20 protein-coding genes are annotated in these 22,550 nt (G+C 68.0%); 6 read left to right on the top strand and 14 right to left on the bottom strand.

Going from position 1 to position 22,550, the window contains the following annotated elements; translation table 11 throughout:
- Window positions 1–2: 2 nt before the first annotated feature.
- The 11 genes from TK49_RS21055 to TK49_RS21105 form a co-directional block, all read right to left on the bottom strand.
- Window positions 3–2,153, bottom strand: coding sequence for an ATP-dependent helicase (locus TK49_RS21055; RefSeq protein WP_045219741.1), 2,151 nt, complete (start codon window positions 2,151–2,153; stop codon window positions 3–5).
- 70 nt (window positions 2,154–2,223) lie between these two features.
- Window positions 2,224–2,532, bottom strand: coding sequence for a hypothetical protein (locus tag TK49_RS21060; protein WP_045219744.1), 309 nt, complete (start codon window positions 2,530–2,532; stop codon window positions 2,224–2,226).
- Window positions 2,533–2,687: 155 nt separating this feature from the next.
- Window positions 2,688–3,020 (bottom strand): YnfA family protein, encoded by a 333-nt coding sequence (locus tag TK49_RS21065; protein ID WP_045219746.1) that lies wholly within the window; start codon window positions 3,018–3,020, stop codon window positions 2,688–2,690.
- A gap of 24 nt (window positions 3,021–3,044) precedes the next feature.
- The gene (locus TK49_RS21070) at window positions 3,045–4,004 is read right to left on the bottom strand and encodes a carbohydrate kinase family protein (RefSeq protein WP_045219747.1); all 960 of its coding nucleotides are present in this window, start codon (window positions 4,002–4,004) and stop codon (window positions 3,045–3,047) included.
- Window positions 4,001–5,500 (bottom strand): xylulokinase, encoded by a 1,500-nt coding sequence (xylB, locus tag TK49_RS21075; protein ID WP_045219749.1) that lies wholly within the window; start codon window positions 5,498–5,500, stop codon window positions 4,001–4,003. The genes TK49_RS21070 and xylB overlap by 4 nt, the downstream gene beginning before the upstream one ends.
- Window positions 5,501–5,556: 56 nt before the next feature.
- Window positions 5,557–6,957 carry a D-arabinitol 4-dehydrogenase gene (gene dalD, locus TK49_RS21080; RefSeq protein WP_045220444.1) on the bottom strand — a complete coding sequence of 467 codons (1,401 nt, stop codon included), beginning with the start codon at window positions 6,955–6,957 and terminating at the stop codon, window positions 5,557–5,559.
- Window positions 6,958–6,982: 25 nt separating this feature from the next.
- Window positions 6,983–8,083: an ABC transporter ATP-binding protein gene (locus tag TK49_RS21085; protein WP_045219752.1), complete on the bottom strand. Its 1,101-nt coding sequence runs from the start codon at window positions 8,081–8,083 to the stop codon at window positions 6,983–6,985.
- 54 nt (window positions 8,084–8,137) lie between these two features.
- Window positions 8,138–8,839: an HAD family hydrolase gene (locus tag TK49_RS21090; protein WP_045219754.1), complete on the bottom strand. Its 702-nt coding sequence runs from the start codon at window positions 8,837–8,839 to the stop codon at window positions 8,138–8,140.
- 2 nt (window positions 8,840–8,841) lie between these two features.
- Window positions 8,842–9,663, bottom strand: coding sequence for a carbohydrate ABC transporter permease (locus TK49_RS21095; RefSeq protein ID WP_045219756.1), 822 nt, complete (start codon window positions 9,661–9,663; stop codon window positions 8,842–8,844).
- On the bottom strand, window positions 9,660–10,613 hold the full coding sequence (locus TK49_RS21100; RefSeq protein WP_082076369.1) for a carbohydrate ABC transporter permease: 954 nt from the start codon (window positions 10,611–10,613) through the stop codon (window positions 9,660–9,662). Before TK49_RS21100 ends, TK49_RS21095 begins: the two co-directional genes overlap by 4 nt.
- Before the next feature lie 28 nt (window positions 10,614–10,641).
- On the bottom strand, window positions 10,642–12,000 hold the full coding sequence (locus tag TK49_RS21105; RefSeq protein WP_052698632.1) for an ABC transporter substrate-binding protein: 1,359 nt from the start codon (window positions 11,998–12,000) through the stop codon (window positions 10,642–10,644).
- Between the two features lie 193 nt (window positions 12,001–12,193).
- On the opposite strand from TK49_RS21105, the gene TK49_RS21110 reads away from it, so the two are divergent.
- Window positions 12,194–13,144: a sugar-binding transcriptional regulator gene (locus TK49_RS21110; protein WP_045219758.1), complete on the top strand. Its 951-nt coding sequence runs from the start codon at window positions 12,194–12,196 to the stop codon at window positions 13,142–13,144.
- Between the two features lie 21 nt (window positions 13,145–13,165).
- On the opposite strand, the gene TK49_RS21115 is transcribed toward TK49_RS21110, so the two are convergent.
- Both TK49_RS21115 and TK49_RS21120 read right to left on the bottom strand, forming a co-directional pair.
- The gene (locus TK49_RS21115; protein ID WP_052698633.1) at window positions 13,166–14,173 is read right to left on the bottom strand and encodes a TraB/GumN family protein; all 1,008 of its coding nucleotides are present in this window, start codon (window positions 14,171–14,173) and stop codon (window positions 13,166–13,168) included.
- A gap of 82 nt (window positions 14,174–14,255) precedes the next feature.
- Window positions 14,256–15,437, bottom strand: coding sequence for an ATP-binding protein (locus TK49_RS21120; RefSeq protein ID WP_045219760.1), 1,182 nt, complete (start codon window positions 15,435–15,437; stop codon window positions 14,256–14,258).
- Between the two features lie 174 nt (window positions 15,438–15,611).
- Between TK49_RS21120 and TK49_RS21125 the strand changes: the two genes are divergently transcribed.
- From TK49_RS21125 to TK49_RS21140, 4 genes are all read left to right on the top strand, one after another.
- Complete coding sequence (locus TK49_RS21125) at window positions 15,612–16,016, top strand: DUF2946 family protein (protein ID WP_045219762.1); 405 nt, start codon at window positions 15,612–15,614, stop codon at window positions 16,014–16,016.
- Between the two features lie 84 nt (window positions 16,017–16,100).
- Window positions 16,101–18,416 (top strand): TonB-dependent receptor, encoded by a 2,316-nt coding sequence (locus TK49_RS21130; protein ID WP_045219764.1) that lies wholly within the window; start codon window positions 16,101–16,103, stop codon window positions 18,414–18,416.
- Window positions 18,404–19,669, top strand: coding sequence for an exo-alpha-sialidase (locus tag TK49_RS21135; protein ID WP_394372239.1), 1,266 nt, complete (start codon window positions 18,404–18,406; stop codon window positions 19,667–19,669). Before TK49_RS21130 ends, TK49_RS21135 begins: the two co-directional genes overlap by 13 nt.
- On the top strand, window positions 19,666–20,172 hold the full coding sequence (locus TK49_RS21140) for a TlpA family protein disulfide reductase (RefSeq protein ID WP_045219767.1): 507 nt from the start codon (window positions 19,666–19,668) through the stop codon (window positions 20,170–20,172). Before TK49_RS21135 ends, TK49_RS21140 begins: the two co-directional genes overlap by 4 nt.
- A 571-nt stretch (window positions 20,173–20,743) precedes the next feature.
- On the opposite strand, the gene TK49_RS21145 is transcribed toward TK49_RS21140, so the two are convergent.
- Window positions 20,744–21,502, bottom strand: a complete 759-nt coding sequence (locus TK49_RS21145; RefSeq protein ID WP_045219769.1) for a sulfite exporter TauE/SafE family protein — start codon at window positions 21,500–21,502, stop codon at window positions 20,744–20,746.
- Window positions 21,503–21,632: 130 nt separating this feature from the next.
- Here TK49_RS21145 and TK49_RS21150 point away from each other — a divergent pair, with 130 nt between their 5' ends.
- On the top strand, window positions 21,633–22,517 hold the full coding sequence (locus tag TK49_RS21150) for a LysR substrate-binding domain-containing protein (protein ID WP_045219771.1): 885 nt from the start codon (window positions 21,633–21,635) through the stop codon (window positions 22,515–22,517).
- Window positions 22,518–22,550 lie beyond the last annotated feature (33 nt).

A 22,550-nucleotide genomic window follows, 5' to 3' on the forward strand; every position in this document is an offset into this window, starting at 1 on the left:
GCCTACTTCTGCCAGTAGCCGCGCATCTTCTTGGTCAGGTCTACCTTGGCGGCGGCGCGGGCTTCGGCTGCCGGATCGGCGCCGGGCTCCGGTTCCGGCCAGGCGCAGGCTTCGAACAGCGGCAGCAGCGCCGGCGGAATGAAGCGCGTGCGCGACGCGTAGATGTGCCGATCGCCATTGGGTGTTTGCTGCGTCACGTAGAAGCGCTGCGGTACGAGGATGTCGAGATGCTCGCGCGCACGCGTCATCGCCACGTAGAGCAGGCGGCGCTCTTCCTCCAGCTCTTCGTGCGAGCCGGCGCCCAGGTCGGCGGGCATGCAGCCGTCCACGGCGTTCAGCACATACACCGCCTTCCATTCCTGGCCCTTCGACGAGTGGATCGTCGACAGGATCAGGTAGTCCTCGTCGCGGTACGGTTCGCCCGATTCATCGCTGGTCAGTTCGGGCGGGTCGAGGGTCATCTCGGTCAGGAAGCGTTCGCGCGTGGCGTACGTGGCGGCCATGCGCGCGAGCTGGTCCAGGTCGCCCTGGCGCACGGCGGCATCGTCGTGCAGGCGTTCCATGTGCGGGGCGTACCACGCGCCGACGGCTTCGAGTTCGCTGGCCCAGGCCAGGCTGTCCTTGGGCGCGCGCAGGGTCTGCATCAGCGCCATGAGCGTGGCCCAGTCGCCGGCGAGGCGTGCGGGCGGTTCGTAGGCCAGGAGCGCGGCAATGGGGTCCACCGCTTCGGCCATCGCATCGAGCACGCGCGCGGCCGTGGCGGGGCCGGCGCCCGGCAGCAGTTGGATCACGCGAAAGCCGGCGATGCGGTTGCGCGGGTTCTCGGCCCAGCGCAGCACCGAGAGCACGTCCTTCACATGCGCCGCCTCCAGAAACTTCAGGCCGCCGTATTTCACGAACGGGATGTTGCGGCGCGTGAGTTCGATCTCGAGCGGCGCGCTGTGGCTCGCGGTGCGGAACAGCACGGCCTGCGATTTCAGCGTCAGCCCGCCTTCCCGGTGACGCAGCACCTGCTCGGCCACGCAGCGCGCCTGTTCGGCCTCGTCGCGCACCGAGATCAGCCGCGGCCGATGCGTCGACGCCCGATCGGTCCACAGCGTCTTGGCAAAGCGTTCGGTGGCAAAGCGCATCACACCATTGGATGCGTCCAGGATCGGCTGGGTCGAGCGGTAATTGCGCTCCAGCAGCACCGTGCGCGCCGGGCGCGAAAAATGGCGCGGGAAGTCGAGGATGTTGCGCACCGTGGCCGCGCGGAATGCGTAGATCGATTGCGCGTCGTCGCCCACCACCGTCACGCCGCGGCCGTCCGGGCGCAGCGCCCGCAGGATGGACGACTGCAGCCGGTTCGTGTCCTGGTATTCGTCGACGAGGATGTGGTCGAAGCGCGCACCGATCTCGGCAGCAAGGTCCGCGTCGGACACCATCGCGTGCCAGTAGAGCAGCAGGTCGTCGTAGTCGAGCACGTGCTGGGCCTGCTTGGCCTCGACATATGCGTCGAAGAGCGTGCGCAGCTGCGCCTCCCACATCGCGCACCACGGAAAGTGGTGTTTGAGCACGGCGTTCAGCGGGCTTTCGGCGTTGATGGCGCGCGAGTAGATGGCCAGGCACGTCTGCTTGAGCGGGAAGCGGCGCTCCTTGGTCGACAGGTTCAGCTCGTGGCGCACGACGTTGAGCAGGTCGGCCGAGTCGCTGCGATCGTGGATGGTGAAATCGGGTGCCAGGCCGACGCGCTCGGCGTATTCGCGCAGCAGGCGCGCGCCGATGCCGTGGAAGGTGCCAGCCCACGGCAGGGTCGTCTGGTAGGAGGCGCCCGCCGCGTTGAGCCCACCGTTGGTGCGTTCACCGTGCATGGCGCGGGCGAGCAGATGGCCGGCGCGGCTGGACAGCTCGCTCGCCGCCCGGCGCGAGAACGTCAGCAGCAGGATGCGTTGCGGGTCCGCCCCGTTGGCCACGAGATGTGCCACGCGCCAGCCCAGCGTGTGGGTCTTGCCCGAGCCTGCCCCGGCCAATACGAGCAGCGGGCCGGTCTCCGCCGCGTCTGGCCCCGAAATGCCGAACTCGACCGCCTGGCGCTGCTGGTCGTTCAGTTGGGCCAGATAGCCCGGCGTGGCCGGGGCGCTGGTGGTGTCAGGGGCGGGGGAGGCGGCAAGCACGGTGGGGCGTCACAAAAAATAACTGTATGAATATACAGCACCGCGCGCGCCGCTCCCGGGAAAGCCTGCGTCAGATGCCCTTGCGCAGCTTCTTCGCCACGTCTTGCGGTGCGGTGTGCTGGTTCACCGCGTCGACCAGCTCGGCCAGGAACCACGGCAGGACGAGCCTGGTCTCGGGATCGCTCACGCCGACGGTCAATGGTGCGCGCGGTGCCTGTTGCACACGCTGAGCAGGCTGCGCCGGCTGGCTTTGGGCCAGCATCGCCTGCAAGTCCGACTCGCGGAAGGTGTGGGGCGATGTGGTCAGCGCCGACGCGCTCGTGGCAGCCGCCATCAGCATCGGGGCCACAGGAAGGTGTTTGACGAGGTTGGCAGGCATTCTGGCCTCCGCAGTAAGAAACGGTTGGAAGGGGGCGGCGAGTGAGCGCCGAGCGCAATCGCCGGCTGCGATGATGCTTCGGTCGGGTACTGCGGTGGCTGACAGTTCCATTGCGGTCAGCGAAGCGTAAAGATCGCGCGCCTTGCGGCCAACGATCAGCTGCCCCGGGGCTGCAGCGCAATCACCGCCATCCCCACCAACGCAATGGCTGCGCCGACGATGTCCCAACGCGTGAGCGTGACGCCATCGACCGCGCGCAGCCAGACCAGCGCCACGGCAATGTACACACCGCCGTAGGCGGCATACGTGCGGCCGGCTGCCGTCGGGTGCAGCGTCAGCAGCCACGCAAACAGCGCCAGCGACGCGGCTGCGGGCAGCAGCCACCACATCGGCTTGCCTTGGCGCAGGACCAGCCATGGCAGGTAGCAGCCGACGATTTCCGCCACGGCGGTGGCGGCAAACAGCACAGCAATGCGAAGCAGTTCCAAAACAAGCCCCGGGGCGATCCGATATCAGACCGCCGATTGTGGCATGGCAGCATGCGCCTGCAGCAGGGCTTCCACCTCGGCTTGCGTGCCGGCATAGGCGCCTGCGCGCGAAGCCGTCAAGGCCGCCGCAGCCGCAGCCTGGCGCAGATGCGTCTGCACGGGCGCGTCGGGGCAGCGCAGCAGGCTGGCGAGCCAGCCGCCCATGGCGGCATCGCCGCATCCGACCGTGTCGACCACCGGCACGGTGAACGCCTCCTGCGCGATGCGGACATCGCCGTGGCCGCGTTGCACCCACACCATGCCCTTCGCACCGAGCGTGAGCAGGATGTCGGCTTGCGGCGCAAGCGCACGCAGCACGCTGAGCGGATCGGCATGGCTGGGAAACAGCTGGTGCAAATCCTCGTCCGATACCTTGATGACCGACGCAATGGCTGCCATGCGCCGGAGCAGCGGTGCGTAGTGCGCAGCGGCCATCGTCACGCGCCAGTTGGGATCGAAGGTGATGCGCGTGCCTTGCGCGGCCAGCGTTTCGGCCAGTGCCACGAGGCGGCTGCCCAGCGGTTCGCGCGCCAGACTGATGCAGCCGAAATGCGCGACCTCCACGGCGGCCTGCCAGCCGGCCGGCAGGGCCTGCACATCGAAATGCAGGTCTGCGCTGTCGTCGCCCACGAAGAAGTAGTGCGGTGGCTGCGTGGAGGTGACCATCGCCAGCAGCGGAGCGCGGTCCACGCGCTGCAGGAAGCGCAGGTCGAGCCCGGCGGCTCGCGAATCGGAGAACAGCGCATCGCCGAATACGTCGTTGCTGATGGCGCCTGCGTAGCCGGTGGGCGCGCCCAGGCGTGCCGCCACCCGCGCGACGTTCCAGCATGCGCCGCCGGGCCGGGCAAGCCACTGGCCGTTGCCTTGATGCAGAAAGTCGGTCAGCGCCTCGCCAAAGACGACGAGGCGGGGCAGCGGTTGGGCGGGCGACGCGGGGGCGGTCATGCAGGCAAGGGCAGGGCAGCGGTTTGTGGAGCGGGCGCGGTGGCCGGCGGCGATGCGCGTCGATACAGCGCGCGGAATGCCGACAGCCGCTGCGCAAGGCGCGCATGGCGCGCGGCGTCGGGCCGATACGTGGCCAGCACGGGCGGCTTGGCGCAGGCGGTGGCTTCAATGCCGCCATCGGCCATCCAGCCCAGGCGGGCGGCGCCGAGCGCCCCGCCTGCTTCGCTGCCCACGTGCGTTGTCAGTTCGGTACTGAGCGTGTCGGCCAGCAGTTGCGCCCAGAACGGGCTGCGCGAGCCACCGCCCACAAATGACAGCGATGCGACCTGCGTGCCGGCCGCGCGCAATGCATCCAGGCCGTCGGCCATGCCGAAGGCCACGCCTTCGATCACGGCGTAGCCGAGCGCGGCGCGGTCGCTGGCGTGCGTGAGGTTGTGGAAATGCCCCTGCGCGAGTGCATCGTTGTGCGGCGTGCGCTCGCCCGACAGGTAAGGCAGGAAGAACGGCGCGGATTCGCGCGCGGGTTCGGGCAGCGCGGCAATCTCTTCGAGCAGCGTGGCTTCGTGCACGCTGGTCAGCCGGCAGAACCAGCGCAGGCAGCTTGCGGCGGAAAGCATCACGCTCATCTGGTGCCAGCGTTCGGGCAGCGCGTGACAGAAGGCATGGACGGCCTGTGCGGGGTTGGGGTGGAAGCGGTCGTTGACCACGAAGATCACACCCGACGTGCCCAGCGACAGGAAGCCGTCGCCCGGCTGCGTCGCGCCGATGCCCACGGCGCTGGCCGCGCCGTCGCCACCGCCGCCGGCCACGATGACGTCAGGCGCCAGGCCCCACGCATCGGCCACCTCGGGCAGCAACGTGCCACTGGCGGCGCTGCCTTCCACGAGCCGCGGCATGTGCCGGCGCGACAGCCCCGTCGCGGCCAGCAGTTCGTCAGACCAGGTGCGCCGCGCCACGTCCAGCCACAGCGTGCCGCCGGCATCCGACGGGTCTGACGCGCGCTCGCCCGTCAGGCGCAGGCGCAGATAGTCCTTGGGCAACAGCACGCAGTCGATGGCGTCGAAGACCGCCGGCTCATGACGCGCGCTCCACAGCAGCTTGGGCGCAGTGAACCCGGGCATCGCCAGGTTGCCGGCAATGGCGTGCAGGCTGGGCACGCGGCGTGTCAGCTCGAGACATTCGGCGGTGCTGCGCGTGTCGTTCCACAGGATGGCCGGCCGCAAGACGCGGTTGCGCGCATCGAGCAGCACGGCACCGTGCATCTGGCCCGACAGCCCGATCGCACGCGTGGCGGCAAACGCACGCGGCGCCACGCTGCGCAATTTGCCGATGGCCGCGCACGTGGCCTGCCACCAGTCGTCAGGCGATTGCTCTGCCCAGCCAACCTGCGGCCGCGACACGGTCAGCGCTTCGCCGGCCGTGCCGACGATGCTGCCCGCTGCGTCCAGCAGCAGCACTTTGACTTCGGAGGTGCCGAGATCGATGCCGAGGTACATGGGGCCGCCGGGTCCGGTTGTGTGAGGCGTCGATTGTCGCGCGTATCCGTTCGTCGTCAACCGGCGGTGGCAGCCTGCTCGATCCCGAGCCACGCGCGCACACGCCCCACCGCATCGCGGACGAGGCCTGTGAGCGGTGGCGTTCCAGCGAGGCTGCCCCACAGTGCGGCGTTCTGGCAGTACACGGCGACGGGGTCGGGCGCATCGAGCATGGCGCGGGCGGCGGCAGGGTCGAACTGGCCGTCCTGGTAGGCATACGGCAGCGCACCGGCGCCCCATCGCTCCAGAAACACGAAGAACAGCGCCGGCAGCATCGCCGTGGCGAGCGGCGCATGACCGCGCGCGAGCGACTCCACCAGCGTCGGCGTGATGAAGCCGGGAATCTTCGAGAAGCCGTCGGCCGCCACGCGCTGGTTCGTGTCACCGATGTGCGGATTGGCAAAGCGGTCGAGCACGGTGTCGCGGTAGGCAGCCAGGTCGACGGGGCTCGGTGTCAGGCAGGGGATGACGTCGTGCGTGACGTAGTCCCACGCCATGCGGCGGATGGACGGTACGGCCACGCTTTCGTCGATGGTGCGCAGGCCCAGCAGCGTGCCGGCCCACGCGATGCAGCTATGGCTGGCGTTGAGCACGCGGATCTTCGCCTCCTCATACGGCAGCACGGTGCTCACGAACTTCACCCCCACGCGTTCCAGCGCGGGCCGGCCAGCGCGGAAATCGTCCTCGACCACCCATTGCACGAAGGTCTCGGCCATGACGGGGCACCGGTCTTGCCAGCCGGTGTGCGCGGCCACGCGCTCGCGCAGGATATCGGTCGGGCGTGGGGTGATCCGGTCGACCATGGTATTGGGCGTGCTGGCGTGGGTGTCCAGCCATGCAACGAGATCGTCGTCGCCGTGCAGCGTGAGGAACTGGCGCAGGCCGTGCGCGACGCGCTCGCCGTTGTGGCGCAGGTTGTCGCAGTTGAGCAGGGTGACCGGTGCGCCGCCGCGGCGCATGCGCTGGCGCAGCACGCGTGCGAGCGCGCCGTACAGCGTGCAGGCGCCGCCGCGCAGGTCAGTCGCAATGTCGGGCTGCGTGGTGTCGAGCTGGTGCTGCTGGTCGAGGTAGTAGCCGCCTTCCGTGACCGTGAAGGAGATCACGCGTGTCTCGGGCGCGCCCCCGATTTCGCACACCGCAGCGAGGTCGGCATCCCAGGGCACGATGGTATCGATGGACGTGACGCGCTCGTACGCGCGACGGCCGGCGGTGTCCACCGTCTCCAGCGTGTAAGCGCCGTGCTGCGCGGCCAGGTCGTGCAGCAGCGTTGCGGCATCGTTGCGGATGTTGGCCAGGGCAAGACGCCATGGGGCATCCCCGGCCTCGCGCAGGCGATGCAGGTACCACGCCTGATGCGCGCGATGGAACGAGCCGGCCCCCAGGTGCAGCCAGGTGGAAGAAGCGTTGGAAGAAGGCATGAGCGTGGGCGTGGAGCGTTGCAGGTCAGGCGGCCAGTTGGGTTTGCAGGCGCGGCAGCGCGCGGCCCTCGGCATCGAACAGATGGCAGTGCGCGGCATCCGCAGCCACGCTGATGGCGCTGCCGTGCGCCAGCCTGGTCGACTCCGGCACGCGCAGCACGAGGCCGTCGGGCGCGGCCTCGCAGTCGGCATGCAGGTACGCCACATCGCCCAGGGATTCGATGTGCGTGACCGACGCCCGCATCGCGCCGGCCGCATCAAGATGCAGATGCTCCGGCCGAACGCCCAGCGTGACGGCATCGCCCGCGCGCAACGCGCCTGGCGACACCGCCACACGCTGCTGGCCGCCCGCAAGCGCCACGTCCACGCCCGACGCATCGGCACGCACGACGTTGCCGCGCAGGAAGTTCATCTTTGGCGAGCCGATGAAGCCCGCGACGAACTCGCTGGCCGGATGGTGATAGAGGGTCTGCGGCGAGCCGACCTGCTCGATACGGCCATCGCGCAGCACGACGATCTTGTCGGCCAGCGTCATGGCTTCGACCTGGTCGTGCGTGACGTAGATCATGGTCGTCTTGAGTGCATCGTGCAGGCGCGCAAACTCCAGGCGCATCTTCACGCGCAGCGCGGCATCGAGGTTGGAGAGCGGCTCGTCGAACAGGAAGACCTTGGGCTCTCGCGTGATGGCCCGGCCGATGGCAACGCGCTGGCGCTGACCCCCGGAGAGCTGCCGTGGCTTGCGATCGAGCAGCGCGTCGATGTGCAGTACCTCGGCGGCGCGGCGCACGGCGGCGTCGATGGCCTCGCGCTTCATCCCCGAGAGCTTCAGACCGAAGGCCATGTTGTCGTACACGCTCATGTGCGGATACAGCGCGTACGACTGAAACACCATCGCAATGCCGCGCTTGGCCGGTACCACGTCGTTGACGCGCGTATCGCCGATCAGCAGGTCGCCGCCGTCGATGTCCTCCAGGCCGGCAATCGTGCGCAGCAGGGTGGACTTGCCGCAGCCCGAGGGCCCGACGAAGACGACGAATTCACCGTCGGCAATGTCGAGGTTGATGTTGTGCAGGACGGTGTTCTGTTCGTAGCGCTTTTGCAGATTGCGCAGAGTGAGGCTGGCCATGGGGCGTCTCCTTGGGCGTACTCGATCTTCGATCTTCGGTATGCGATATGTGGCTCAGGCGGGCGTGGCGAGTGTCGACGTCAGGGCGTCGGCCAGGGCGCGCATGTCGGTAAAGACGTAGCGTGCGCCCGCGGCCAGCAGGCGCTGCGTGGCAACGGCCGGCGCGTGTGCAACGCCGGCAAAGCCGAACACCGTCAGGCCGGCGGCGCGGGCGGCGCGCACCCCGGTGTCGCTGTCTTCGATGGCCAGGCAATGCACGGGTGCTGCACCGAGGCCTGCGCACGCCGCGAGGTACACGTCCGGCGCCGGCTTGGGTTGGGGCATTTCGTAGGCGCTGTAGATGTGCTCGCCGAACACGTCGCGCAGGCCGGCGCGCACGAGGCTGGCTTCAATGCGCGGGCGGCTGCTGTTGCTTGCCACTGCCTTGGGCTGCGGCACGGTGGCGAGCAGCTTGGCGATGCCAGGCACCGGCTGCGATTGCGTGGCGCAGTCGTGCTCGACGTCTGCAAGGACGCTTGCCAGCTCAGCATCCGAGAGCCTCAGGCCGATGCTGCCTTGCAGCTCGTCGAGCAGTGCCACCGTGTTCATGCCCAGGCGCGGTTCGAGCATCTCCTCGAGCGCGGCCGGCGAGAGGTGCGGCACGTGCGGACCGAGCGTGCGGATCAGCGCGCGCAGCGCCACGGATTCGCTGTCGATCAGCACACCGTCGCAGTCGCAGATCAGGTAGGCGGGGGCGCGCACGTCGGTCTGCGTCATCGTCACTTCACGGCTCCGAACGTCAGGCCACGCACGAGTTGCCGCTGCGCCAGCCAGCCCAGCACGAGGATCGGCGCAATCGCCAGCACAGACGCGGCGGAGAGCTTGGCCCAGAACAGGCCTTCAGGGTTCGAGTACGACGCGATGAACACGGTGAGCGGCGCCGCGTCGATGCTGGTCAGGTTCAGGCTCCAGAAGGCTTCGTTCCACGACAGGATCAGCAAAAGCAGCGCGGTGGAGGCGAGCCCCGGCAGCATCGTCGGCAGCAGCACGTAGACGAGTTCCTGCCAGAGGTTGGCGCCGTCCATGCGCGCGGCCTCGAAAATCTCGCGCGGCACGTCGTTGCAGTAGGTGAAGACCATCCAGACGGCAATCGGCAGGTTGGCGAGCGTGTAGACAATGACGAGCGCCGTGATGGAATCTAGCAGCCACGCCGTCTTTGCCAGCAGGTACACCGGCAGCAGTACGCCCACGGCCGGCATCATCTTGGTGGAGAGCATCCACAGCAGCACCTGCTGCGTGCGCCTGTTCGGGAAGAACGCCATCGCATAGCCCGCCGGGATGGCAATCGCCAGGGCCAGCAGCGTGGAGATGGCCGATACCGCCAGCGAGTTGCCGAGGAAGCTCGGGTAGTGCGCGCGCTCCAGCACCTCGCGGAAGCTGTCGAGCGTGGGCGTGAACAACAGCGTGGGCGTATAGGCGTCCTGCTCGGTCTTGAAGGCCGTCAGCGCTGCCCAGGCGATAGGGAAGAACAGCGCCAGGGCGATCGTCCAAGCCAGTACGCCAGCCAGCCGGGTGCGCCAGGTGGAAGTCAGCGTGCTCATTGCTCGTGCACTCCTTTCAGGTTGCGGGCCAGCATGCGCACGAGGAAGAACGCCACGACGTTTGCCAGCACCACGGCCACGATGCCGCCGGCCGACGCGATGCCGATGTCGAACTGCTGCAGGCCGAGGCTGTAGACGAAGTACGCAAGGTTGGTGGTGGCGGTGCCGGGGCCGCCTGCTGTGGTGGTGTGGATCTCGGCAAAGATGGAGAGCAGGAAGATGGTCTCGATCATCACGACCACGGCAATCGCACGCTTGAGGTGCGGCAGCACGATGTGCCAGAAGATGCGCACGGGGCTCGCGCCGTCGAGCTGCGCGGCTTCCTTCTGCTCTGGATCGAGCGATTGCAGCGCCGTCAGCAGGATCAGGAACGCAAACGGCGTCCACTGCCACGCCACGATGATGATGATCGAGAGCATCGGATGCGTCGCCAGCCAGTCCACCGGCTCGGCGCCGAACAGCCGCGCCACCCAGGCGGCCAGGCCGTACACCGGGTGCAGCATCATGTTCTTCCAGATGAGCGCCGCCACGGTCGGCATGACGAAGAACGGGCTGATGACGAGAATGCGGGCCACACCGCGCCCCGCAAACGGCTGATCGAACAGCACTGCCAGCAACGTGCCCGCCACCACACTGATGACCAGCACCGACCCGATCAGCACCAGCGTGTTGGCGATGGCGGGCCAGAAGGCGGGGTCTTCGACCAGGAAGCGGTAGTTGTCGAGCCCTGCCAGGCCGGTCTGGTCGGGGTTGAGCAGGTTGTAGCGGCTGACGGAGAAATACAGCGTCATCGCCAGCGGCACGATCATCCACAGCAGCAGCACCAGCACCGATGGCGAGACCAGCAGCGTCGGCAGCCAGCGCCGCGTGCGCTGCGGCTGTGCCGGCGCCGACACCGGTGACGGCGTGCCGCCGACGCCGTTCACGTGCGATTCCAATGCGTGTTCCATGAGACCTCCGGGCGCAGCCGCCGCTGCATTACTTCAGATAGCCGCCTTGGCGCATGGCGCGCTGCGCCTGCGATTGCGACGTCCGCAGCGCATCCTCCACGGTCGTCTTGCCGGCGAGCGCGCCCGCAATCGCCTGCCCCACCACCGTGCCCAGCGACTGGAACTCCGGAATGGTCACGAACTGCACGCCGGTGTACGGAACCTTCTGCGCGGATGGATCGTTCGGGTTGGCCGTCTCGATGGCGTGGCGCACGAAGCCTGAGAACGGCGCGGCCTTCTGGTAAGCCGGGTCGTCATACGTCGATGCGCGCGTGCCGGGCGGCACCTCGCCCCAGCCCTGTGCCTTGGCGACCGCGCGGATGTAGTCCTTCGAAGTCGCCCACGCCGCGAACGTCTTGGCGGCTTCGGGTGATTTCGACGACTTGGGCACCGCCAGCGCCCAGATCCACAGCCAGTGCGAGCCCTTCGGCGTGCTGGCGATCGGCGCGTTGGCAAAGCCCACCTTGTCGGCCACCTTGGAATCCTTCGCGCTGCTGACCATGCCGGCCGCGACGGTGGCGTCGATCCACATGCCGCACTTGCCGCCCGAGAACAGCACGAGGTTTTCGTTGAAGCCGTTGCTGCTGGCGCCGGGCGGGCCGTATTTCTTCAGCAGGTCGACATAGGTGTTGACCGCCTGCTTCCACTGCGGCGTGTCGATGGTCGGCTGCCACTTCTCGTCGAACCAGCGGCCGCCGAACGTATTGACCATGGTGGACACGAGGGCGATGTTCTCGCCCCAGCCCGCGCGCCCGCGCAGGCAGATGCCGTAGACGCCCCTGGCCGGGTCATGCAGCTTGGCGGCAAATCTGGCGATGTCGTCATACGTCGGCTGCTCGGGCATCTTCAGGCCGGCGGCGTTGAAGAGGTCACGCCGGTAGTACGTCATCGAACTTTCGGCATAGAACGGCACGGCGTACAGCTTGCCGTCTTGCGACAGGCCCTCGCGCACGGTGGGCAGCAGGTCGGTCGTGTCGTAGCCGGCGGGCATGTCCAGCGGGACGAGCCAGCCCTTCTTTGCCCACAGCGGCGCTTCGTAGCCGCCGATCGTCATCAGATCGAACTGGCCGCTGCCCGTCGCGATGTCGGTGGTCACGCGCTGGCGCAGCACGCCTTCTTCGAGCGTGACCCAGCGCAGCTTGATGTCGGGGTGGGCCTGCTCGAACTGGCTGGAGAGCTTTTGCAGCACGATCATGTCGGGGTTGTTGATCGTGGCGATCGTGAGCGTGGTGGGCGCGGCGTGCACCGCGGCTGCACAGAACGTGTGGAATGCGGGGAGGGCCGCGAAGACAGCCAGCCTGAAGACATGAGATGGGCGGGCCATCCCGCGCAAGAACGTGCGGAACATGCAGTCGTCTCCTTTTTGGAATGTGGCGATGCGGCCGCATCGCCTGGACAAAAGGTCTGAATTGAGCAATTGTCCGTGTTGTGAGCAAATAATCGGATGCGGTATCGCACTTGTCAAGCAAATGCTCGTTCGTGGAGCAAAAGCGCGATACAGTGCACCGTATCGCCAAGGTTCTAGCCAGAGGAGACGCTGCGTGTCCAAGCAGCAAGAGAAACGAGATCAGGCCGCTCGCGCGGCGTGGCTGTACTACGTGGGCAACCACACGCAGCAGGACATCGCCGAGCAACTCGGGGTGTCGCGCCAGATCGCCCAGCGGTTGATCGCCTACGCGGTGGAGCATGGGCTGGTGAAGGTCCGCGTGACGCACCCTGTGTCAGCGTGCCTGGAACTGGCGGAAAGCCTGCGCAGCCGCTTCCGGCTGGAGGCCTGCCACGTGGTGCCGACCGCCGCCGACAGCGCGGAAGCGGTACAGCGCATGATTGCCGTGGCGGCTGCCGAGACCATGGAGCGCCACCTGCTGGCCGAGGCGCCGCGCGTGGTCAGCGTCGGCTCGGGACGCACGTTGCGCGCCGCCATCGATCAGCTGCCGGATCTCGACCGCCCGCAGCACCGCATCGTCTCGATGGTGGGGGCGATTGCCGCGGACGGCTCGTCCAATCGTTACGACGTTGCGCTGGCTGCCGCTGAGAAAACCCGCAGCCGCTACTACCTGCTGCCCGCGCCGCTGGTGGCCGACAGTGCGGAAGACACGCGCCAGTGGTGCCAGCACCGCCTCTACGGCGTGGTCGCAGACCTGGCCGCGCAGGCGGATGTCACCTTCATCGGCGTCGGCACGATCGGGCCGGGGTGCGCATTGCAGGTCGACGGCTTCATCACTGCGCAAGACGTCGACGACCTGCTCGCGCACGGTGCCGCTGGCGAACTGATCGGCCGGCCGATCGATGCGCAAGGGCGCCTGCTCGACCTGCCGCTGCAAACGCGCATCACGAGCTTGCCGCTGCAGCCGATGCCCGCGCACCCGGTGATCGCCATGGCGGGGGGCGTTGCCAAGGCGGGCGCGATTGCGGCCGCCCTGCGCGGCGGGTGGCTGACTGGCCTGGTGACCGACGAAGCCTGCGCGCAGCGGATTCTTGAACTGGATTGAACCCGTACCCGCGCAGACCTTTCAGCGCGTTGGCGGCGGCAGCACGGGCGTGACCGTAAACCCGCGTGCCGCCAGCAGTGCCGGAATGCCCTTGGGGCCGATCATGTGCAGGGCCCCGACGGCGCCGAACACCCGCTGGCCGCTGGCGTGCACCTTGGCAATGTTCTCGGCCATGGCGCGGTTTCGGTTCGTGACCAGGCGCTGGAACGCGCGCTTGTCGGAGCGCGTTTTCAGGCAGTCGCACCACTGCGGATAGCGCTCGAGCGTACCGATGTCGCTGTCGGCCCATGCGTTGGCGAGCGTCAACGTCTGCGTGCGCGCCTCGCCCGATTCAATCGCGTCGAGCACCGTATCGAACTGCTGTGCGAGCTCGTTCTTCGGCACGATTTCGTTGAGCACGCGCACCTGCTGGGCGAGGGTTTCGAGTGGCACGACGGGCAGGCGCCGGCTTTTTGCGTAGGTGGTCAGGAAGAGGTCGATGCCGAAATCCGGATACAGGCCGTCGGTTCGGACGCCCAGCACCGCCAGCGATGCCAGCTGCATGGTCGGCTGGAACTTGCGGATCTGCGTGAGGGCCGTGTCGGGCAGGCATGCGGCGGCGAGCAGCTTGTTGAAGCGTTCTCCGCGGCGCCCCGCAAGGAGTTGCCGGTCTTCGCTGGTATTGCGCGCGGCGGGCGCCTTGCCGGCGGTGTCCTTGTCGAGCAGGTCGAGTTCCAGCGCGACGGCGTCCACCTGCTGGAGCGCCTCCCGGATGGCGGGGCCGGGCAGCATCCAGTCTGCGCGCGCGACGTGGATGGTGCCGTAGAGCCACGATGTGTGGCCGTTCCTTTCAATGCGCCAGAGCAGTCCGTGGTCGGTGGCGCGCTGGGCGGCGGCGGCCCAGCCGTCCTTGGGGATGAAGCTCGAGGCGGGCGGCGGGCAGTGTGCGGCGGCGGATGCCGGTGCATCCTGCGCGGCTGCGCTGCCGATGCCCGTCAGCAGGCAGAACGCGGCCGCGAGCGCGCGCCATGTGGTGCGGTTGCGTGGCATGTGGCGGCTCCCCGAAATGTTGTTGTGGTGGTCGTTGCAGTGTAGCGGGCGGGGCGATCGTTCAATCGTCGCGACGGTCGACCTACTCGCTCAAGCGCGGCGGCACGGCGTGTGCGGCGCGTGTCTCGCGAAACCACAGCGCCAGGCTTTCGTCTTCGAGCGCATAGGCGCCGCGCGATTCCTTCCAGATGAGGTTCTTGTCGCGCAACGCATCGAGCGCGGCCTGCACCGTCGCGGTCGAGAACTCGCTGTGGCCCAGCTTTGCGGCATACGCCTTCATCGATTCTTCGGAGAACGGCGAATAGCCCGGCCCGCGCTCGATCAGCACGGCCAGCACGGCGCGCTGGATCTCGGTCAGCGCAGCGTAATCGCTTTCGATCTCGCCCCAGATGCGGTCCCGGATGCCCTGGGCGCCGCGCTTGAGCAGCTCGCCCAGGTTGGCCGCCTCGCCGAGCTCGAGCGCAATTTCGCTGACGATGCCCTTGAGCATCTCGGGCCGGTGTCCGACCAGCTGGAAGGCGGCGAACATGTCGTCTTCCTTGAACTGGTTGTTGGGCGCGAGGTGCTGGTTGACCCACGCGGTGTACGCCGACACATACGGCCGCCCCAGCAGCGGGAAATTCGTCACGCGCGAGCCGAAGAACGGCTGCGTGCGGTTGAGCAGCAGGTTGGCCAGCTTGTCACGGTTCGACCCCGTAAAGACGAGGAACAGGCGCGGCTCCGCCACCCCCTGGTTCATCTGGTCGCGCGCGGCCTTGAGCGCGAACATGGCATTGGTGCCCGCCTCGGTGGACAGCGCGTGCTGCGCCTCGTCGATGATCAGCACGATGGGCCGGCGCGCTGCCTTGTACAGCACATCGAGCGCATCGGCCAGCGTGATTCCCGGCGGCAGGCCGATCTTGCCGAGGTTGAACGTGAAGGTGCGCAGCACGTCTACCTTTTCCATGCCGGCCTGCTTGGCGAGCTTGGCGATGGGCCCGTCGAACTCGGCCAGCTTCGATTTGATGGCGTCGGCAATGAGCAGGCCCGGGTCGCGGGCGCGGTCGGCCCACAAATCGACGTAGATGGCGATCCACTTGCGGCGCTCGACCTCGGGCACCAGGTCTTCGCGCAGGAACGTGCTTTTGCCGGTGCGCCGGGGCGCAGCCAAGAACAGGCCGGAGCGCGCGTCGGCCAGGCCCTTGCCTTCCAGGCTGTCGCACAGCGTGTTGGCAAGGTCCTGGCGGTGGAAGTTGAAGCGGCCGGTGTCGGTGTCTGAATCCATCGGGTGCCCCGTTTTAGACCTGATTATGTAAGTCGGTATAAATTATAGTCAATCCAATAATTAAGGCTAATTCAGTCGGCTTGCCGGGAAAACACGCGTTGCGCGGCAGGACGTCGCAGGACAAACGTGAATTGTTGTGCAGCGCTATACTCGCCGGATTCCCTCGCCATCCCCATGCTCCATCGCCGCTGGCTCTTCCTCGTCTGGCTTGCGACCGTACTGAACGTACTGTCGCCGGTGCTCGCGTCTGCCCGCGCGGCGCAGACCGGCACGCTCGCCGTCGAGCTTTGCAGCGCCACGGCTGCGCATGGCAGCACGGTCGAGATTGCCGTCGACCTGCCAGGCGATGGCGCCCGCGCCGACGACGCTGCCGCGCACCACGGCGTGGCGCATTGCCTGTATTGCCCGGGCTTTGCCGCCGGGTTTGCGCTGGCGGCCGCGCCGGCGCTGGATGTTCCTACCGCGCATTTCGTCTATCGCGTGCGGCAGCCGGCCAGCCCGGCACCCGTGTACGCGCGCAGTGCGCTGCGCGTAGCCGATTCGCGCGCGCCTCCGCTGTCTTCGCCGTTGTCGAACTGACGCGCCCGCGGGAGTGAGTCTCGCGGCGCCTGTGCGCCTGGCCCACGCATGGCCGGCGCCATCGCAACCCCGGAGACCACCCCGATGTCATCCCACAAGCGCATTGCCGCCGCGCGGCCCCGGCGCACGCTGGCGTGCCGTGCAGCGCTGGCCCTGAGCGCAGCGGCGCCGCTGTCCGCCTTTGCCGCGGACGAGGCGACGCCCGCGCCCGCGACGCAGGAACTCGCGCCCACCGTCGTGCGCGCCAGCACCGCCCGCGCGCCCTTTGCCCCCAGCACGCCGGCCGTCGTGCAGAGCGTCACGGCCGATCAACTGGCCGACCGCAACGTCGTCACCACCGAAGACGCCGTCAAATACCAGCCCAACGTGATGGTGCGCCGCCGCTTCATTGGCGACCGCAACTCCATCTTCGCGGGGCGCGATTTCAACGAGTTGCAGAGCGCGCGCGGCCTGCTGTACGCCGACGGCATCCTGCTCTCGAACCTGCTGGGCTCGAGCTACAGCTATCCGCCGCGCTGGTCGATGATCGGGCCGGACGACCTGGCGCGGGTCGACATCCTGTACGGGCCGTTCTCGGCGCTGCTGCCCGGCAATTCGATGGGCACGACCATCGCGCTGACGCTGCGCCGCCCCGAGACCTTCGAGGCCGCCGCCCAGACGCAGGTGATGAGCCAGCACTACAACGATGCGTACGGCTTCTCGCGCACCGTCACCGGCAACCACGAGAGCGCTTCGCTGGGCGACCGCATCGGCAGGTTCTGGTATGCGGTGTCGGTGGACCGGCTCGAGAACGACAGCCAGCCGATGCAGTACGCCACGCCCAATTCCGCGTTCAATGCGTCGGCGGGCGTGCCGGTGCCTGTCACGGGCGCCATGACGGACCGCGGCCCCAACGGCCAGCCGCGTGTGATTCTCGGCCCGCAGATGCTCGAGCGCACACAGCAACTGCAGGAAACGGTGCGCCTCGGCTATGTCTTCAGCGACAGCCTCGAAGCGTCGTTCATGCTCGGCCACTGGGAGAACCACTTCAGCGACCAGGCCGTCAGCTTCCTTCGCGATGCCGCCGGCAATCCGGTCACCGGCGGCAATGTGCTGATCAACGGCACGCGCTACACCATTGCGCAGAACGCCTTCGCCCCGCAGAACGGCGACCAGGAAAACTGGCTCTACGGGCTGGGTGTGAAGGGCAGGCTCGGCGGCTGGAAGATCGACACCAATGCGTCGGCCTACAACGTCACGCGCGACATCCTGCGGGCGTCCAACACGGCGGCGGGCGGCGGGCCCGGCACGGTGTTCTACGGCGACGGCACGGGCTGGTCCAACCTCGACGTCAAGGCCACGTCGCCCATGGTGGCGGGCCATACGTTCACGACCGGCTACCACTACGACCAGTACCACCTGCGCAACCAGACCTTCAATGCGACGAACTGGTCGGCCGAAACGGTGTCCACGCTGAAATCCGGCTACCAGGGCGATACCCGGACGCAGGCCGTCTTCCTGCAGGACGCCTGGGCCTTTGCGCCGCGCTGGCTCGCCACGCTGGGCCTGCGCTACGAGAACTGGCGCGCCTACAACGGCCAGCTCGGCAACGGCAGCACCACGCTCGGCTATGCCAGCCGCACCGAAGACGCGTTCTCGCCCAAGGCGGCCCTCCAATGGCAGGCCACGCAAGACACGCTGCTGCGGCTCTCATACGGCCGGGCGGTGCGTTTCCCGACGGTCGCCGAGCTGTTCCAGGGCACCATCAGCGGCAACACCATCGTCAACAACGACCCGAACCTCAAGCCCGAACGCGCGAACGACTTCGACTTCACCGTCGAGCAGGCCGTGCCGTACGGCATGCTGCGCACGAGCCTCTTCCAGAGCGACGTGCGCGACAGCATCTATACGCAGACCAACATCCTCGTCACGCCGAATGTGACGAATGTGCAGAACGTCGACCGCGTGCGCACGCGCGGCATCGAGCTTGCGTATTCCGGGCAGAACGTGCTGCAAGACCTTGGTGTGCGCGGCGTCGATGTGGAAGCCAATGTCGCGTTCACGCAATCGAAGACGCTGGCCGACGCAGCCAACCCCACGTATGTCGACAAGACGTGGCCGCGCATGCCGCGTGTGCGCGCCAACCTGTTTGCCAGCTGGCATGCGACGCCCGACTGGACACTGGGCGCGGGCGTGCGCTATTCCGGCCGGCAGTACGGCACGCTCGACAACACCGATGTGCTGCCGAATGTCTACGGCGGCACCAGCAGTTTCTTCACCGTCGACCTCAAAGCCAGCTACCGTATCGACAGGCATTTCACGCTGGCGCTGGGCGTCGACAACCTGACCGATCGGCGGTACTTCGTGTACCACCCGTATCCGTCGCGCACGTTCTATGGACAACTGAAATGGCGTCTGTAATGCACTCGATCCCGCGCTGGGCGGCCGGCCTCTTCCTGGCCCTGGCCGCGATGGCGGCCGGCGCGCACGAAGGCCACGACCACGGTGCGATGGCCGGCAAGGCGGCCGCCAAGCCGCAACTCGCGACCACGGCCGCGTTTGACAAGGCCGGTCGCCTGTGGGTGGCGTGGGCGGAAGGGCAGCATGTCGTGGTGGCCTCGTCCGATGACCTCGGCAGGACGCTTTCCAGGCCGCAGCGCGTGAACCCGCAACCCGAGCCGATCTATACCGACGGCGAGAACCGCCCGAAGGTCATCGCGAGCCCGGACGGCGCGCTGTATGTGAGCTGGTCGCGGCCGCTCGATGCGCCGTACACGGGTTTCGTGCGCTTCTCGCGCTCGCTGGACGGCGGCAGGACATGGAGCGTGCCGGTCACGGTGCACCATGATCGCCAGCCCATCACGCATCGCTTCGACTCGATGGCGGTGGACAGCGCGGGCCGCATCTTCGTCACGTGGATCGACAAGCGCGACCTGCTGCGTGCGCAGGCCGCCCGGCAGCCGTATGACGGGGCGGCGGTCTACTACACGGTCTCGACCGACCGCGGCGCCACGTTCGCGCCCGAACGCAAGGTCATCGACCAGACCTGCGAGTGCTGCCGCATCGCGCTGGTGCCGGACGCCGACGGGCACATGCTGGCGCTGTGGCGCAACGTGTTTGCCGGGCAGATCCGCGACCATGCGCTGACGACATTGCCAATCGGTAACACGCCGCCGGTCATCACGCGCGCGACGTTCTCGGACTGGCGTGTGGATGCGTGCCCGCACCACGGCCCCGCGCTGGCCGTCACGCCCGACGGTGTGCGGCACATGGCGTGGTTTTCCGTGGTGAACGGCAAGCCGGGTTTGTTCTACAGCCGTCTTGCCGCTGACGGCAAACCGATCGGCGGCGCGTGGCCATTTGCCGGTTCGGCACAGGCGGGTGCGCAGGCATCGCATCCGGCGCTGCTGGCCGCAGACGGCGCGCTGTGGCTCGCGTGGAAGCAATTTGCCGGCGACCGCATGCAGATCGTGCTGCGCAAGTCCACCGACGGCGGCGCGCATTGGACGATGCCCGTAAACGTGGCCGACGCCGCTGGCGGAAGCGACCACCCGCAACTGCTCGCGGGCAACGGGCACGTCTACCTGTCGTGGCGCACGCAGGTCGAGGGCTACCGGCTGATCGACGTGGCGGGCGTGGTTCCGGCCACCGCAACCCAGGAGGCATCGCAATGACCGTACGGTACCGATCGTTGGCGTTGGGAATGGCGCTGTGGGCCGCAGCCGTTGCGGTGCAGGCCGCCGAAGCGCTGCAGTTCCGGCCGTTGCATGCACGCGATGTGCCGGCCTTGTTGCAGACGCCGCAAGCGCGGCCGCGCATCGTCGAGATCTGGTCGCTCGACTGCAGCTACTGCCGCGAGAACATCGCCCGCATCGCCCAGTGGCGGCGCGCTGCCGGGCGCAACGTCGATGTGGTGATGGTCGCCATGGACGGCCTCGAACAGGCCGAGATGCTGAACCGCGCGCTCGCGCCCCTGGCCCGCGACAGCAAGATCGGCCTTGCCCATGTGCCGCAGTACGCGAATGCGGAGGACATACCGGAGCGCCTGCGTGCCGCACTCGACCCCGGCTGGCAGGGCGAGATGCCGCGCACGATCATCCTGCGCCCCGACGGCAAGCGTCATGCATCGAGCGGCTTGCTCACGCCGCAGGCCTTGGATGCCGCGCTCAGGGATTGACCAGGAAATGGCGCAGACCCCCCTCGTTGTTGGGGTATGGCGGGGTGGGCGCCCTTTTTATAATGGCGACGCTTTGTGAATTCCGGCGCATTGCTCGTTCACAAAGCACACCCGACCATCTTTCGTCGTCAAAGGCTGAAGATGTTAAGCCCGCCCGCCCCCCGGCCCGCGGGCTTTTTCTTTGCCTCGCGTGTGCGCATGGAACGGTCCGCGCGTTGGGTATGTGAACACATCCTCATCTGCGCCGTGGCGCCAGCGACGCCGCGCGTTCAACGCGCTGGGGTCTGCGATGAAGCCGAGGATGGCGCCGATGTCGGGCCGGCTCCCTCGGACGCCGCGCCCAGGCCAAGCGCGGTTGCAGCGAGCAGGACCGCCACACCGCGTGCGAGGTAAAACACCGTCTGTGCGCCGACGCTGTCGGGCTTGCGCGGCGCTGGCTCGCCCGCGTGCCCATGCCAGGCACCCCGCGCGGCGTAGCGGGGCGCATGCAAGGGGGCCACATCGCGGCAGGCGCGTGGCGCGGTTGTGCGGTGATTCGGATGCCGTGGCGCGTGCGGCATGGCAGTGCTCCTCAAGCGTGCGACCAGGCGCGCCAGAACAGCAGCGCCGTCATCGAAAAGCCGAAGGTCGAAATCAGTGCCCGAACCACGGGTGCCGGCAAACGCTTGCCCACGTGCGCGCCGAGGTAGCCACCGAGCGCGGCGGCCACCAGCATGATGAGCGTCTGCGGCCACCACACCATCCTGGCCAGCGCAAAGCACAGCACGGCGACGAGGTTGGTCGCCCCCACCAGCAACGTACGCGAGGCGTTCAATGCTCTGATGTCGTCGTGGCCGAACAGTGCCCACACCGCCATCATCATGATGCCGACCGCGCCGCCAAAGTAGCCGCCGTAGATGGCCAGGCCGCCTTGTGCGACCAGCAGCGTCGTGCGGCCGATGTGTACGCGCCGGCGCAGCCACGCACCCGCCTGCCTGCCGAAGGTAAACGCGAGCGACCCCACCAGCAGCAGCCACGGCACGATGAAGTCGAACGCGCGCGACGAGGTGTTCATCAGCAACAGCGCGCCGAGCAGGCCGCCCGCCAGGCTGACCGCCACCATGGCCCGCATAGGCACGTGCTGGAAGCCACGGTAGTCGGAGCGATAGGCCCATGCCGATGTCGCCGCGCCGGGCAGCAGCGCCACCGTGCTCGACGCATTGGCGAAGACCGACGGCACACCTGCAAACATCAGCGCCGGCAGGGTGAGGAACGAGCCGCCGCCGGCCAGCGCATTCATCATGCCGGCAAGCAGGCCGGCGCCAAAGAGTAGCAGCGGGGCAGATTCCATGGGGCGCAGGGTCTCGTTGTCGTTCTGGAGGATGGCTCAGTTTCTGCCACTGGCAGCCACGAGACAATCTGCGATACATTGACCGAGCCTCAGGCTGACACTGAGGCTGATGCCTCTCCTGAGACTTGCCGTGCGCTTCGACCTGACCGATCTGCGACTCTTCCTGTACACCGCCGAGGCCGGCAGCATCACCGCCGGCGCCGCGCGCGCGCATCTCACGCTGGCCTCGGCCAGTGCGCGCATCCGCGGCATGGAAGACGCGCTCGGCGTGCCGCTGCTCACGCGCAACCGCCGCGGCGTCGAGACCACGGCGGCCGGCCGCACGCTCATGCACCACGCCCGCGTCGTGCTGCAGCAGATGGACCGCATGCGCGGCGAGCTCGGCGAGTATGCGCGTGGCCTGAAGGGCTACGTGCGGCTGCTGTCCAACACCGCCGCCATGACGGAGTTCCTGCCCGAGGCGCTCAGCGCGTTCCTGGCGGCGCACCCGGAGGTCGACATCGACCTGGAGGAGCTCGTGAGCCACGAGATCGTCGAGGCGATCGCGCAGGGGCGGGCCGATGTCGGGATCGTCAATGACGCGGTGGACCTGTCCGGGCTGGAAACCTTTCCGTTTCGGCATGACAGGCTGGTGCTCGTCACCGCGCGCAACCACCCGCTCGCCAAGCGCCGCGAGCTGGCCTTCGTTGAAACCTTGCAGGAGGATTTCGTCGGCCTGACCGGCGACAACGCCTTGCAGGCCTACCTGGCCGGCCACGCGGCGCGCGCAGGCTTCCGGCTCAAGTACCGCGTACGCTTGCGCAGCTTCGATGCCGTCTGCCGCATGGTGGAGCGCAATGTGGGCGTGGGCGTCATCCCCGAGCATGCGGCCATCCGGTTGCAGCGCTCGATGGGCATCCGGCGCGTGCGGCTGACCGATGCCTGGGCGACGCGCCTGCTGCGCATCTGCGTGCGCCGCTTCGACGACCTGCCCGCATTCGCGCGCCAGCTGATCGGGCATTTGCGCGAGGCGTGACACCGGTGCGCGTCCGCCATTCGGTGGAAGCGC

This window comes from Ralstonia mannitolilytica, assembly GCF_000954135.1.
Lineage (GTDB): Bacteria > Pseudomonadota > Gammaproteobacteria > Burkholderiales > Burkholderiaceae > Ralstonia > Ralstonia mannitolilytica.

Bases quoted from the DNA above. Each gene is read 5' to 3' on its own strand.
- TK49_RS21060 (WP_045219744.1), bottom strand. From the start codon at position 2,532: ATGCCTGCCAACCTCGTCAAACACCTTCCTGTGGCCCCGATGCTGATG.
- TK49_RS21070 (WP_045219747.1), bottom strand. From the start codon at position 4,004: ATGACCGCCCCCGCGTCGCCCGCCCAACCGCTGCCCCGCCTCGTCGTC.
- xylB (WP_045219749.1), bottom strand. From the start codon at position 5,500: ATGTACCTCGGCATCGATCTCGGCACCTCCGAAGTCAAAGTGCTGCTG.
- dalD (WP_045220444.1), bottom strand. From the start codon at position 6,957: ATGCCTTCTTCCAACGCTTCTTCCACCTGGCTGCACCTGGGGGCCGGC.
- TK49_RS21085 (WP_045219752.1), bottom strand. From the start codon at position 8,083: ATGGCCAGCCTCACTCTGCGCAATCTGCAAAAGCGCTACGAACAGAAC.
- TK49_RS21090 (WP_045219754.1), bottom strand. From the start codon at position 8,839: ATGACGCAGACCGACGTGCGCGCCCCCGCCTACCTGATCTGCGACTGC.
- TK49_RS21095 (WP_045219756.1), bottom strand. From the start codon at position 9,663: ATGAGCACGCTGACTTCCACCTGGCGCACCCGGCTGGCTGGCGTACTG.
- TK49_RS21100 (WP_082076369.1), bottom strand. From the start codon at position 10,613: ATGGAACACGCATTGGAATCGCACGTGAACGGCGTCGGCGGCACGCCG.
- TK49_RS21105 (WP_052698632.1), bottom strand. From the start codon at position 12,000: ATGTTCCGCACGTTCTTGCGCGGGATGGCCCGCCCATCTCATGTCTTC.
- TK49_RS21115 (WP_052698633.1), bottom strand. From the start codon at position 14,173: ATGCCACGCAACCGCACCACATGGCGCGCGCTCGCGGCCGCGTTCTGC.
- TK49_RS21120 (WP_045219760.1), bottom strand. From the start codon at position 15,437: ATGGATTCAGACACCGACACCGGCCGCTTCAACTTCCACCGCCAGGAC.
- TK49_RS21125 (WP_045219762.1), top strand. From the start codon at position 15,612: ATGCTCCATCGCCGCTGGCTCTTCCTCGTCTGGCTTGCGACCGTACTG.
- TK49_RS21130 (WP_045219764.1), top strand. From the start codon at position 16,101: ATGTCATCCCACAAGCGCATTGCCGCCGCGCGGCCCCGGCGCACGCTG.
- TK49_RS21135 (WP_394372239.1), top strand. From the start codon at position 18,404: ATGGCGTCTGTAATGCACTCGATCCCGCGCTGGGCGGCCGGCCTCTTC.
- TK49_RS21140 (WP_045219767.1), top strand. From the start codon at position 19,666: ATGACCGTACGGTACCGATCGTTGGCGTTGGGAATGGCGCTGTGGGCC.
- TK49_RS21145 (WP_045219769.1), bottom strand. From the start codon at position 21,502: ATGGAATCTGCCCCGCTGCTACTCTTTGGCGCCGGCCTGCTTGCCGGC.